Origin of the sequence: Collinsella aerofaciens ATCC 25986 (assembly GCF_964259375.1) — a bacterium.
GTDB classification, from domain to species: Bacteria; Actinomycetota; Coriobacteriia; order Coriobacteriales; family Coriobacteriaceae; genus Collinsella; species Collinsella aerofaciens_BO.
The window spans coordinates 128717-141761 of the sequence record NZ_CAXVJM010000005.1; the positions used below are offsets into that span (position 1 = coordinate 128717).

At 63.6% G+C, this 13045-nt stretch carries 10 protein-coding genes and 1 tRNA gene; 9 read left to right on the forward strand and 2 right to left on the reverse strand.

The window, feature by feature from the left end; all coding sequences use genetic code 11:
• Positions 1-2: 2 nt before the first annotated feature.
• Together ACEXKH_RS03710 and ACEXKH_RS03715 are read right to left on the reverse strand one after the other, a co-directional pair.
• Positions 3-2723, reverse strand: coding sequence for an HAD-IC family P-type ATPase (locus ACEXKH_RS03710; protein WP_373573123.1), 2721 nt, complete (start codon positions 2721-2723; stop codon positions 3-5).
• A 75-nt stretch (positions 2724-2798) separates the two neighbouring features.
• Positions 2799-2875 (reverse strand) — tRNA-Arg (locus ACEXKH_RS03715).
• Between the two features lie 202 nt (positions 2876-3077).
• Between ACEXKH_RS03715 and aroF the strand changes: the two genes are divergently transcribed.
• From aroF to glf, 9 genes are all read left to right on the forward strand, one after another.
• A complete protein-coding gene (gene aroF / locus ACEXKH_RS03720; protein WP_373573124.1) occupies positions 3078-4103 on the forward strand; it encodes a 3-deoxy-7-phosphoheptulonate synthase in 1026 nt (341 codons plus the stop codon).
• Between the two features lie 3 nt (positions 4104-4106).
• Entirely contained in the window at positions 4107-5021 is a 915-nt protein-coding gene (locus ACEXKH_RS03725) for a prephenate dehydrogenase (protein ID WP_373573125.1), read from the forward strand.
• Positions 5022-5057: 36 nt separating this feature from the next.
• Positions 5058-6164: a 3-dehydroquinate synthase gene (aroB, locus tag ACEXKH_RS03730; protein ID WP_373573126.1), complete on the forward strand. Its 1107-nt coding sequence runs from the start codon at positions 5058-5060 to the stop codon at positions 6162-6164.
• A complete protein-coding gene (gene aroA / locus ACEXKH_RS03735; protein WP_373573127.1) occupies positions 6158-7477 on the forward strand; it encodes a 3-phosphoshikimate 1-carboxyvinyltransferase in 1320 nt (439 codons plus the stop codon). Before aroB ends, aroA begins: the two co-directional genes overlap by 7 nt.
• Position 7478: 1 nt before the next feature.
• On the forward strand, positions 7479-8576 hold the full coding sequence (aroC, locus tag ACEXKH_RS03740) for a chorismate synthase (protein ID WP_373573128.1): 1098 nt from the start codon (positions 7479-7481) through the stop codon (positions 8574-8576).
• A 173-nt stretch (positions 8577-8749) separates the two neighbouring features.
• Positions 8750-9895 carry a prephenate dehydratase gene (pheA, locus tag ACEXKH_RS03745; protein WP_373573129.1) on the forward strand — a complete coding sequence of 382 codons (1146 nt, stop codon included), beginning with the start codon at positions 8750-8752 and terminating at the stop codon, positions 9893-9895.
• Positions 9896-11146 carry a shikimate kinase gene (locus ACEXKH_RS03750; protein ID WP_373573130.1) on the forward strand — a complete coding sequence of 417 codons (1251 nt, stop codon included), beginning with the start codon at positions 9896-9898 and terminating at the stop codon, positions 11144-11146.
• A gap of 64 nt (positions 11147-11210) precedes the next feature.
• Complete coding sequence (gene aroQ, locus ACEXKH_RS03755) at positions 11211-11648, forward strand: type II 3-dehydroquinate dehydratase (protein ID WP_373573131.1); 438 nt, start codon at positions 11211-11213, stop codon at positions 11646-11648.
• A 78-nt stretch (positions 11649-11726) separates the two neighbouring features.
• Entirely contained in the window at positions 11727-12851 is a 1125-nt protein-coding gene (glf, locus tag ACEXKH_RS03760; protein WP_373573132.1) for a UDP-galactopyranose mutase, read from the forward strand.
• The last annotated feature ends 194 nt before the right edge of the window (positions 12852-13045 follow it).

Sequence of the window (13045 nt, forward strand, 5' to 3'; positions counted from 1 at the left end):
GATTACTTCTTCTTGCTCGGCATCGAGACTTTGATGCCCTGGGCCGATTTGGTCACGCGGGAGCGCTTGGTACCAGCGCTCTTCTTATTCTTGGGCTGGGCCTTTTCCACGCCCTCGAGTGCACGGGCCTCGGCCTCGCGGACAGTGCGCGCCTCACGGCGCTGCGCCATATCGGCGGCAACGCGCTTGGCAAAACGCTCGGCGGTCGATCCCGTCGAGCTCACCTTGCCGCCGCCGCGACCCAGGCGAACGCGCACGCCACGGCCAAAACCGGTGGCCGCATGACGGCGACGAGGCTTAAGCGAGTCCATCATCGTGGCAAGCTTAAAGAACACCGCGCAGGTAAAGACAACGATAACCGCCAAGATGACAATCTGGCCCATCGACAGGTTGGCGATGGACAGCAGCCCCGGGAACCCGATAACGCCCGTCAAAATACCAGCGATGACAAACACGAAAAGCACCACGCGCAAGGACGTGAGCGGCTGCGAGATGCGCCAGATCAGGCTGACACTCGCCGCGCACGACGTGAGCAGGCACATGGTCGAAAGCGTAAGCTGGCTAAAGCCAAATACGCGCGCCACAAAGATATCGAGCGCCGCGGCCAAAATGACCGCAATCGACGCCGGCAGCGCACGCTTAAGCACGTTGGTCAAGAACGATCCCTTCACGCGGGCGTTGTTGGGCTCCAAGCCCAGAACAAAGCCCGGCGCGCCGATGCAGAAGAAGTTGATGAGCGTCATCTGAATGGGCTCGAAGGGATACGGCGGCAGCGCGATGCACAGCGCCGCCAGGCCCATCGAGAAAAGCGTCTTGGTCAAAAAGAGCGCGGCAGAGCGCTGAAGGTTATTAATAGAACGACGGCCCTCGGCCACCACAGCGGGCATCGAGGCAAAGTCGTTATCGACGAGAACGATCTCGGCCACATTGCGCGCGGCATCGGAGCCGGCGGCCATCGCCACGGAGCAGTCGGCCTCCTTGAGCGCCAGCACGTCGTTGACGCCGTCGCCCGTCATGGCCACGGTGTGCCCGCGGCGTTTGAGCGCCTGTACGAGCTCGCGCTTCTGCTGCGGCGTCACACGCCCAAAGACGTGATAGCGGTCCACCGCCGCATCGAGCTTAGCAGGCGTATCGAGGGTCGTCGCGTCCACGTAGGCATCCGCCCCGGGCACGCCCACCACCCGCGCGATCGACGATACCGTACGCGGATCGTCGCCGCTGATCACGTTGAGGGTCACGCCCTGCTCGTTAAAGTAGCCGATAGTCTCGGCCGCCGAGGTGCGAATCTCATCGCGGATGGTCACAAAGCCCACGGGCTCGGCCTCGCCCACCATATCGCCGTCGGGCGTAAAGCCGTCCACGCGGGCCACCACAAGCACGCGGCAGGTATCGGCAAGCTCGGCCACACGATTCTCAACCTGCGCAAATGCGCGATTAGAGAGCACAAACTGCGCAGCGCCCATTACATAGGAGCCCTGCGCAAACGACGCGCCGCTCCATTTTTTGGACGACGAGAACGGAATGACCGACAGCGGCTCGGACACCTCGACCGGACGATCGGCGTAGTAGTTGAGCAGCGCCTGGCAGGTCTCGTTGGCATCTGCCGAGGTCGCACGCGCCACGTTGGCGAGCGCAAAGTCGAGCACCGTGGTCTCGACGGGAACAGCCGCCTCGTCCGAGTCCGCGCCAAAGCCAACACCCTCAACAGGCAGCGGATAGGTGCCCTCGACCTCCATACGGCCCGAGGTAATGGTGCCCGTCTTGTCCAGGCACAGCACGTCGACGCGCGCGAGCGTCTCGATGCAGTAAAGCTGCTGTGCCAGCACCTTGCGACGCGCCAGGCGCACCGTGGCAATCGCGAGCACCGACGAGGTCAGCAGCACCAGGCCCTGCGGAATCATGCCCAGCAGGGCACCCACCGTGGACAGCAGCGCCGAAGAAGGCACACGACCGGCCAGCAGCTCGGAGAAGCACCAGGAAAGCGCACTATCGCCCGGGGTTCCCGCGGCATCCCACAGCTCGCTCACACTCGAGGAAAAGAGCGCCAGACCAAGCGGAATCATGATAATGCTCGCGAACCGCACGATGGCGTTGAGCGCGTTCATGATCTCGGAATTGACCTTTTTGACGTACTTGGCCTCGTTGTTGATCTTTGCCACGTAGTTATCGGCGCCGACATGGATCACGCGGGCGCGCAGCAGGCCTGAGTCGATAAAGCTGCCGCTCATGAGCTCGGAGCCGGGCTGCTTTTTGATAAGATCGCTCTCGCCCGTCAGCAGACTCTCGTTGACGAGCGCCTCGCCCGACACCACCACGGCGTCGGCGGGAATCTGGTCACCGCGCCCCAGGCGAATGATATCGTCGAGCACGATCTGGTCCAGGTCGAGCTCCACCTCGGCGCCATCGCGCACCGCGATGGCCTTCTTAGAGGTGAGCAGCGTAAGCTTGTCGACCATCCGCTTGGAACGCATGGACTGAATGACGCCAATTGCCGTGTTCAAGAACACCACGAACAGAAACGTCAGGTTCTTAAACGAACCGGTCAGCAACACCAAAATCGCCAAGACCACGTTGATCAAGTTAAACAGCGTGCAGAGGTTCTCGATGATGAGCTCTTTGACCGACTTGGTCTTGAGCTCCATGTTGCGGTTGATCTTACCGGCGGCGATGCGCTCCTCGACCTCGGCGGTCGAGAGTCCGCGCTCGATATCCGTTGCTGCCATACCACGTCCCATCATGTCGCGTCGGTATAAGAAAACCGCCCGGACCATGCGAGGTTCGGACGGTCTTACGTTCGATGGTGCCCCATGTTGGATTCGAACCAACGGCCTTCTGCTCCGGAGGCAGACGCTCTAATCCCCTGAGCTAATAGGGCGAACGCTAGGCATTATACCCAAGTGCGCCGCGGGCTAACAAAATAATAGAAAAAGCTTTGCAATTACGTGGGAGACGCGCCGCGACGGCGCGCTTTAGGCGGCAAAAGCGAGTCAGATAGTATAAACTCTCATGCACATATATAACGGCTCGCGATGCGAGCCGTTTTTGCAAGGGCTATCTATCGAGGTGAGAGGCACACCATGATTGCGATTTTAAAGCAGAGCGCCAGCGACGAGGCCGTCGGCCACATCGTCAGCTGGATCGAGAAAAAGGGACTCAAGACCGACGTCTCGCGCGGTGAGAACGAGACCATCATCGGCCTGGTGGGCGACACGACCAAGATCGACCCGTTCCTGCTCGAGTCCATGGACGTCGTCGAGCGCGTGCAGCGCGTCTCCGAGCCGTTCAAGCGCGCCAACCGCAAGTTCCACCCCGAGGACTCCGTCATCGACTGCGGCCACGGCGTCAAGATCGGCGGCGACCAGTTCCAGGTCATCGCCGGCCCGTGCTCCGTCGAGGGCGAGAACCTCATCCGCATCGCCCGCCGCGTGAAGGCCGCCGGCGCCACGATGCTGCGCGGCGGCGCCTACAAGCCCCGCACCTCCCCGTACGCCTACCAGGGCATGGGTCCCGCCGGCCTGGACCTGCTGTGCGAAGCATCCGCCGAGCTCGACATGCCGATCGTCACCGAGATCATGGACCCGCGCGACGTGCAGGTCTTCTTGGATAAAAAGATCGACGTCATGCAGATTGGCGCCCGCAACGCGCAGAACTTCCCCCTGCTCAAGGAGGTCGGCAAGACCCAGACCCCGATCCTGCTCAAGCGCGGCATGTCCGGCACCGTCGACGAGCTGCTTATGGCAGCCGAGTACATCATGAGCGAGGGCAACGACAACGTCATCCTGTGCGAGCGCGGCATCCGCACCTTCGAGACCCGCACCCGCAACACCTTCGACCTCAACGCCGTGCCGGTGCTGCACCACCTGTCGCACCTGCCCGTCGTCGCCGACCCCAGCCACGCCACCGGTTACACCCGCTATGTTGAGCCCATGGCGCTCGCCGCGACTGCCTGCGGCGCCAACGGTCTGGAGATCGAGGTCCACGACGACCCGAGCCACGCTTGGTCCGACGGTGCTCAGGCGCTCACCCCCGACCAGTTCGACGACACCATGCGCCGCATCCGCGCCATCCGCGAGGTCGTCTGCCAAGAGACCGTTCAGGAGTAGCCCATGGGTACGGTGAGAAACGCACGCGTTAACCAGGGCGGCCCCAAGTGCGCAGGCATCGTGGGCCTGGGCCTCATCGGCGGCAGCTTTGCCCGCGGCTATGCGCAGGCGGGCGTCCGCGTGCTGGCCTGGGACCCCGATGACGACGTCATGACGGCCGCCAGCATGGGCACCGTTGCCGGCGAGCTCAACGACGAGACGCTCGGCGAATGCGACATCATCGTCCTGGCATGCTATCCCGAGGCCTGCATCGAGTGGCTCGAGGCGCACGCCCAGGCACTCGCCGACGCCACCGACACCGAGGCCATCATGGGCCCCGTGGTGATCGACACCGTGGGCGTCAAGGGCATCGTGTGCGAGCGCGCCTTTGAGCTCGCACACGAGCACGGCTTTTACTTTGTGGGCGCGCACCCCATGGCGGGCACGCAGTTCTCGGGCTACGCGCACTCCCGCGCCGACCTGTTCCAGGGCGCACCGCTCGTGCTCGTACCGCCCGCGGTGGACGATGCGCTGAAGCTGGAGCTTTTGGGCCAGGTGCGCGAGATGGTGCGTCCCTTAGGCTTTGGGAAGTTCAGCGTAACGAGCGCCGCCGAGCACGACCGCGTCATCGCCTTTACGAGCCAGCTCGCGCACGTCGTCTCCAACGCCTATGTTAAGAGCCCGACCGCCCAGGTTCACCACGGCTTTTCGGCCGGCAGCTATCGCGACCTCACCCGCGTGGCACACCTCAATCCGCAGATGTGGTCCGAGCTCATGATCGACGACGCCGACGCGCTCGCTTTCGAGATCGACCATCTGATCGAGTCGCTCGGCGCCTACAGCCGCGCCCTTAAGGACCGCGACCAGCGCTATCTGGAGAATCTCCTTGCCGAGGGCGACCGCATCAAGCGCGCGCTCGACGACGAGGCCTCCCACTAGACCACCTATCACGCCAGGTCGAAAGGACCGAAGCTTATGGCGATTACCATCGATATCGACACCGCACGCCCCTACCAGGTGCATGTGGGCACCTTTTTGCTGGAGCAGGCAGGCGCGCTCGTACGCGCCACCGCCGGCGGCTCGCGCGCCGTCATCGTGACGGACAGCAACGTGGGCCCGCTCTACCAGATGCCCGTTAAGCAGAGCCTGGAGGCCGCAGGCTACGAGGTGAGCATCTGCACCTTCGAGGCCGGCGAGGCCCATAAGCGTGCCGAGACCTACGTTGCCATTTTGGAGTTTGTGGCCGAGCACGAGCTTTCGCGCTCCGACGTGATCGTGGCGCTCGGCGGCGGCGTCGTGGGCGACGTAGCCGGCTTTGTGGCCGCCACCTACATGCGCGGCTGCAAGTTTGTGCAGATTCCCACAAGCCTGCTCGCCATGGTGGATTCGTCGGTCGGCGGCAAGACGGCCATCGACCTGGCAGCCGGCAAGAACCTGGCCGGCGCCTTTTGGCAGCCGAGCGTGGTCATCGCCGACGTGGGATGCCTGGCGACCCTTACGCCCGAGCAGTTCGCCGACGGCTGCGGCGAGGTCGTCAAGCACGCCGTGATCGCCGACCCCGAGCTCTTCGCCGAGCTGGAGAAGACCCCACTCACGCTTGAGCTGCTCAACCGCGACGTGGCCCGCGTGGCGCTCATCATCGCCCGCAATATCGACATTAAGCGCGCCGTGGTCGTTGCCGACGAGCGCGAAACCAATCAGCGCAAGCTCCTCAACTTTGGCCACAGCGCCGGGCACGCCGTTGAGGCCTGCGAGCACTTTGAGCTCGGCCACGGCAACTGCGTGTCGATTGGCATGGGCATCATCACGCGTGCCGCAGCCCTGCATGGCGTTTGCGATGCCGAGCTGCCCGGCCGTATTGAGGAGCTCTGCGCCCGCCACGGCCTCAAGACCCGCTGCGATCTAGATGCCGATGCTATCTTTGCCGAGGCGCTCCACGACAAAAAGCGCGCGGGCGACACCATAGACCTGGTAATTCCGCACGGCATTGGCCGTTGCAGCATCGACCGCACGCCGCTTTCCACCTTCCACGATTTGATTGCCGAGGGCCTCGGCCAGAAGGGAGACGCATCCGCATGTTAGCCCGCATCGCCCCCTCCCCGCTCAAGGGCACCGTTCCCGCCATCGCGTCCAAATCGATGGCGCATCGCCTCATCATCTGCGCCGCGCTTGCCAACGGCGAGACGCACGTTGCTTGTAACACGACCTGCGCCGATATCGAGGCCACGGTGCGCTGCCTCACGGCGCTCGGCGCCCGCATCGAGACCGTCGAGGACGGCTTCCAGGTCCATCCCGCCATGAAGAGCATTGAGTTTGGCCTGCTCAAGGCCCTTGCCGGCGGCACGCTCGACTGTGGCGAGAGTGGCTCAACGCTGCGCTTTATGCTGCCTGTCGCCTGTGCGCTGGGTGCGGAGGCAACCTTTGTGGGACAGGGCCGCCTGGGCGCCCGCCCGCTCTCCCCGCTCTCGGACGAGATCATTGCCGCCGGTTGCGACCTGCAGGGCCTAGGCGGTTTTCCGCTCAAGACGAGCGGCCGCATGCGCCCGGGTACCTTTGTGCTTCCGGGCAACGTGAGCTCGCAGTATATCTCCGGCCTGCTGCTGGCGGCCCCGCTGCTGGCCCAGCCCTCCTGCGTGCAGGTAACCGGCCTCATCGAAAGCCGCCCCTACATCAACCTGACGATCCAGGCCATGAAGGCCTTCGGCGTCGAGGTCAACGTCGAGCGTATTCCGGCCAAGGACGGCCAGCCCGAGGTCACGAACTTCCGCGTGAACAGCGGCTCGTACCGCACGCCCGGCAGCGTAGCCGTCGAGGGCGACTGGTCCAACGCCGCCTTTTGGCTGTGTGCCGGCGCCATCGGCTCCGACCCCATCACCGTGGAAGGCGTGTCACTGAGCTCCGCACAGGGCGACCGCAACGTGCTCGCCGCGCTTTCGCGCTTTGGCGCCCGCATCGTGCGCTCCACGAACGCCGCCACCGTCCAGTCCGACAAGCTCGCCGGCTTTGAGATGAGCGCCCACGACATTCCGGACCTGGTGCCCGTCATCTCGGCCGTGGCATCGCTGGCTCAGGGCCGCACGTTCATCCGTGACTGCGCGCGCCTGCGCATCAAGGAATCTGACCGTCTGGTCACCACCACCCGCGAGCTCACCGCGCTAGGCGCGCAGGTGCGCATCGCCGGTGACGACCTCATCATCAAGGGCGTCGATGCCTTTACCGGCGGCGAGGTCGATTCGCACAACGACCACCGCATCGCCATGATGGCCGCCATCGCCGCGAGTCGCGCCACCGGCGAGGTCGTGATCCACGGCGCCGAGGCCGTCAACAAGTCCTATCCCGATTTCTTCGACCACTACCGCCTATTGGGCGGCAAGGTCACGCTCGAGGAGGAATAGCATGTCCTCGACCTTTGGCAACGTTTTGCATCTGAGCATTTTCGGCCAGTCGCACTCCCCTGCTATCGGCTGCTCACTCGACGGCATTCCTGCCGGTATTGCCATTGACCAGGAGCAGCTGCAGGCCTTTTTGGACCGTCGCGCCCCCGGTCGCGACGAGACCGCGACCAAGCGCCGCGAGGCCGACGCCGCGCATATCATCGCCGGTGTGGTCGATGGACACACCACCGGCGCACCCATCGCCGCGATTATTGAGAACACCAACACGCGCTCCAAGGACTATTCCGAGCTGCGCCGCAAGCCCCGCCCCGGGCACGCAGACTTTCCGGCGCGCGTGAAGTACCACAACATGCACGACGTCGCCGGCGGCGGACACTTCTCCGGTCGTCTGACGGCTCCCTTGTGCATCGCCGGCGGCATCGCGCTGCAGGCGCTCGAGGCCCGCGGCATTAAGGTCATGGCGCACGTCGCGCAGATCGGCGGTATCTCCGACCTGCCGATGGACGATATGGTCTATCGCGAGGCCGACCGCAAGGCAATCCTTACGAACGACCTGCCCTGCATCGACGCCGCGGCCGCCGGTCGCATGCGCGAGGAGATTCTGGCCGCGCGCGACGAGCTCGACAGCATCGGCGGCATCGTGGAGTGCGGCATCTACGGGCTTCCCGCGGGCATCGGCGACCCCATGTTCGACGGCATCGAGAACCGCATCGCGCAGATAGCGTTTGGCATTCCCGCCGTAAAGGGCGTGGAGTTTGGCATGGGCTTTGCCGTAGCCGCCATGCGCGGCAGCGAGAACAACGACCCATATCGCATCGATGCCGAGACTGGCAAGATCGAGGTCGAGTCCAATAATGCCGGCGGCATCCTGGGCGGCATTTCAACCGGCGCACCCGTCATGTGGCGCATGGCCGTAAAGCCCACGCCCTCCATTGGCCGCGAGCAGCAGACGGTGGACATGGACGCTATGGAAAATGCCGAGCTCTCGGTCCACGGCCGCCACGATCCCTGCATCGTCCCGCGCGCCGTCCCCGTAGCCGAAGCAGCCGCAGCGCTGGCCATCTGGGACACCCTCCTAGAAGACGCCGCCCAGTTTTAGTCCACCCACCCCAAGGGTAGTTAATTTGGGACGGGGCTATTTTAGCTACCCCCCCCATATGCCAGTTGATATCTGCGCTGGCACCCATCGATTCGTCGACAGTCAAAGGGTAGCTAAAATAGCCCCGTCCCAAATTAACTACCCCCGTATAACCATTCACGAAAGGGGTCCCCATGGACCTTGCTGACATCCGCCAGACCATCGATGGCATCGACACCACGCTCCTCAACAGTTTTGTCGAACGTATGGACATTGCCGCCAAGGTCGCCAAATCAAAAATCGAGATGGGCAAGGCCGTCTTCGACCCCGCCCGCGAGCGCTCCAAGCTCAACGACCTTGCCGGCCGAGCGCCCGAGCGCTACGAGGCGCAGACCATCGCGCTGTTCCGCCTCCTCATGAGTATGAGCAAGGCCGAGCAGCAGCGCTATATCAACGAGCTCAAGGGCATCACGGTCTCTCAAAAGGCCCGCGCCACTGCCGAGGCCTTCGACACGCCCTTTCCCCAGACTGCCAGCGTCGCCTGCCAGGGCGTTGAGGGCGCCTACAGCCAAATCGCCGCGTGCAAGCTCTTCGACGTGCCCGATATCGCGTTCTTCGAGACCTTCGAAGGTGTCATGCGCGCTGTGCGAGACGGCTTCTGCGAGTTTGGCGTGCTGCCCATCGAGAACTCCACCGCCGGCTCGGTCAACGCGGTCTACGACCTGCTCGCGCAGTTCGACTTCCACATTGTGCGCTCGCTGCGCCTCAAGATCGACCACAACCTGCTCGTCAAGCCTGGCACCAAGCTGCAGGATGTTCGTGAGGTCTATAGCCACGGTCAGGCCATCGCGCAATGCGCCGGCTTTATCGAGGCGCACGATCTGCACGCCACCAAGTATCTCAACACGGCTATGTCGGCCGAAATGGTCGCCAACTCCGAACGCAACGACGTCGCCGCCATCGCCTCGCGCAGTTGCGCGGTGCTCTACGGTCTGGAGGTGCTGGAGCCCAACATTCAGGACTCGGACAACAACTACACGCGCTTCGTCGTCATCAGTCGCGAGCCACGCGTCTATCCCGGCGCTAACCGCACCTCGCTCATGATCACCACGGCCAACGAGCCGGGCGCGCTCTATCGAGTGCTCGAGCGCTTCTATGCGCTCAACATCAACCTTATCAAGCTCGAGAGCCGCCCCATCCCCGGGCGCGACTTTGAGTTTATGTTCTACTTCGATCTGGACTGCCCCTTTGGCAGCAAAGCCCTCGACGACCTGCTCGACTCAATCGACGACGTGTGCGAGAGCTTCACCTACTTTGGCAGCTACACGGAGGTGCTCTAGATGACTGGCGTCGCCACAACCCGCCCCTACGGCGTGCTGGGCCGTGTGCTGGGCCACAGCTACACCCCGACCATCTACAAGGAGCTCGCGGGGCTTGAGTACGTGCGTTTTGAGCGTGAGCCCGAGGATCTTGAGACCTTTATGACGGGTGAGGAATGGGAGGGCACCAACGTGACCATCCCCTACAAGCGCGCCGTCATGGACTACCTGGACGAGCTGAGTACCCTGGCCGAACGCATGGGCAACGTCAACACGATCACGCGTCTGCCCGATGGCCGTCTGCGCGGCGACAACACCGACTACTTCGGCTTCCAGTGCCTGGTAGAGGAGCTGGGCGTGGAGATTGCCGGCAAGAAGGTCCTCGTGCTCGGAGCCACCGGAGGCGCCGGCACCACGGCCAGCATGGTGCTGGGCGACCTGGGCGCGATCGTGGTGCCTGTGGGACGCGCGAGCGAGGTCAACTACGACAACATCGCACAGCAGCGCGACGCCGCGTTGCTCGTCAACTGCACGCCTGCCGGTATGTTCCCCCACTGCCCCGATGCGCCTTGCACGCTCGAGGGCCTCGACGCGCTCGAGGGCGTCATCGATATCGTCTACAACCCCGCCCGCACGGGACTCATGCTCGAAGCCGAGCGTCGCAGCATCCCCTGCATCGGCGGTTTGCTTATGCTTGTGGCCCAAGCGGCGCAAGCCGTCGAGCGCTATACCGGCCAGGTCACCCCGCGCGAGCGCATCCTGGACGTGACGGAGCGCCTGTCTCACCGCGAGCAGAACATTGCCCTGATCGGCATGCCGGGCTCGGGCAAAACCCGCGTGGGTGAGCAGATCGCCCTGCTCACCGGCCGCGAGCACATCGACCTGGACCGCGCCCTCGAGGAGCGTCTGGGTATGTCTTGCGCCGACTTTATCGTCGAACGCGGCGAGCCGGCCTTCCGCGAGCAGGAAACGGCGGCCCTGGCCGACCTCTCCAAGCGCAGTGGCCTGGTGCTCTCCACCGGCGGCGGCGTCGTCACGCGAGACGAGAACTATCCGCTGCTGCACCAGAACAGCCAGATTGTGATGCTCAACCGTAAGCTCGATGAGCTCGCCCACAAGGGTCGCCCCATCACCGCCCGCGACGGTATCGACAAGCTGGCCGAGCAGCGCATGCCGCGCTACCGCGCCTGGGCCGACTACATCATCGACTCACGCGACTGCGCAGCCAACACCGCCCGAGCCCTCCTCGACACCCTCCCACCCGCTCTCTAACCAAAACCACCACAAAGGGGACAGGCACCTTTGTGGTGGTTTTCCGACTGCAAAGGAAGCAACCATGAAAGCTCTCGTCATCAATGGACCCAACCTCAACATGCTCGGCATTCGCGAGCCGGGCATCTACGGCAGCGACAACTACGACCGCTTGGTCCAGATCTGCAAGGAGGCCGGCTCCGCACAGGGCTTCGACGAGGTCGAGGTCTTCCAGTCCAACCACGAGGGCAGCATCGTCGACAAGATCCAGGAGGCATACGGCAAGGTCGACGGCATCGTCATCAACCCGGCGGCTTACACGCACACGAGCGTGGCGATCCTGGACGCCCTCAAGGCCGTCGCCATCCCCGCCGTCGAGGTCCACATCAGTGCCGTCGAGACGCGCGAGGACTTCCGCCAGGTAAGCTACGCCCGCCTGGCCTGCTTTGCCACTATCACCGGCGAAGGCCCCCAGGGCTACGCCCATGCGTTGAAGCTGCTGAAAGAACATCTGCTACACTAATCCATGGAACAAAATAATCAGGTTTGTTTGCCCCAAAACTTAAGTACCTGTTCGATTGACATACAAAGGAGCATATCCATGTCCCAGTACGATTACCTCGTCGTCGGCGCCGGCCTTTCGGGCGCCGTCTTTGCCAACGCCGCCAAGCGCGCCGGCAAGTCGGTCCTGGTCATCGACCGCCGCGACCACATCGCCGGCAACATCTACACCGAGGACGTCGAGGGCATCCAGGTCCACCGTTACGGCGCCCACATCTTCCACACCTCCATGAAAGACGTCTGGGACTACGTCAACCGCTTCGCCGAGTTCAACAACTACGTCAACTCGCCGGTCGCCAACTTCCACGGCAACATGTACAACATGCCCTTCAACATGAACACCTTCGCCAAGATGTGGCCGGGCGTCGTCACGCCGGCCGACGCCCGCGCTAAGATCGCCGAGCAGGTGGCCGCCGAAAACATCGGCGAGCCGGCCAACCTTGAGGAGCAGGCGCTGTCGCTCGTCGGCCGTGACATCTTCGAGACGCTCGTGAAGGGCTACACCGAGAAACAGTGGGGCCGCGACTGCAAGGACCTGCCCGCGAGCATCATCAAGCGCCTCCCCTGCCGCTTCACCTACGACAACAACTACTTCAACGACCGCTACCAGGGCATCCCCATGGGCGGCTACACCAAGATGGTCGCCAACATGCTCGAGGGCGTCGAGGTCCGCTGCGGCGTGGAGTACAAGGAGCTGATCGCCGCCGAGCCCGATATCGCCGCCAAGACGATCTACTGCGGACCCATCGACGCGTTCTACGACTTCAAGCTGGGCACGCTGGAGTACCGCAGCCTGCGCTTTGAGACCGAGACGCTCGACGAGCAGGACCACCAGGGCGTGGCCGTGGTCAACTACACCGAGCGCGAGGTCCCCTACACGCGCATCATCGAGCACAAGCACTTCGAGTTCGGCACGCAGGACAAGACCGTCATCACGCGCGAGTACCCGGCCGACTGGAAGCCCGGCGACGAGCCCTACTACCCCATCAACGACGCCAAGAACGAGGCCCTCTACAAGCAGTACGAGGAGTTGGCGGCGCAGGAGGGCGACGTTATCTTTGCCGGTCGCCTGGGCGGCTACAAGTACTACGACATGGACAAGGCCATCGCCGCGGCCTTCGAACTCGTCCGCAACGAGCTGGGCGTGGAGCCGACGGAGGCGTAAGGGTCCAAAACGGGCCTCTTCGCGAGCCGTAAACAGCAAAAGCAGGCACGCCAACGCCGGCAGGAGCAATTTCGCTTCTGCCGGCGTTTTAGTATGAAGACGGATTGGCTGTTCTGTTGAGTAATCGCCTGCTTTAGCACTGCCGTTATTGCGAATCGGCACCGCTTCGGTATTTCCGCAATATTGCCCTCCAG

Bases quoted from the DNA above. Each gene is read 5' to 3' on its own strand.
- aroA (WP_373573127.1), top strand. From the start codon at position 6,158: ATGTTAGCCCGCATCGCCCCCTCCCCGCTCAAGGGCACCGTTCCCGCC.
- ACEXKH_RS03750 (WP_373573130.1), top strand. From the start codon at position 9,896: ATGACTGGCGTCGCCACAACCCGCCCCTACGGCGTGCTGGGCCGTGTG.
- ACEXKH_RS03710 (WP_373573123.1), bottom strand. From the start codon at position 2,723: ATGGCAGCAACGGATATCGAGCGCGGACTCTCGACCGCCGAGGTCGAG.
- aroQ (WP_373573131.1), top strand. From the start codon at position 11,211: ATGAAAGCTCTCGTCATCAATGGACCCAACCTCAACATGCTCGGCATT.
- aroF (WP_373573124.1), top strand. From the start codon at position 3,078: ATGATTGCGATTTTAAAGCAGAGCGCCAGCGACGAGGCCGTCGGCCAC.
- glf (WP_373573132.1), top strand. From the start codon at position 11,727: ATGTCCCAGTACGATTACCTCGTCGTCGGCGCCGGCCTTTCGGGCGCC.
- aroB (WP_373573126.1), top strand. From the start codon at position 5,058: ATGGCGATTACCATCGATATCGACACCGCACGCCCCTACCAGGTGCAT.
- ACEXKH_RS03725 (WP_373573125.1), top strand. From the start codon at position 4,107: ATGGGTACGGTGAGAAACGCACGCGTTAACCAGGGCGGCCCCAAGTGC.
- aroC (WP_373573128.1), top strand. From the start codon at position 7,479: ATGTCCTCGACCTTTGGCAACGTTTTGCATCTGAGCATTTTCGGCCAG.
- pheA (WP_373573129.1), top strand. From the start codon at position 8,750: ATGGACCTTGCTGACATCCGCCAGACCATCGATGGCATCGACACCACG.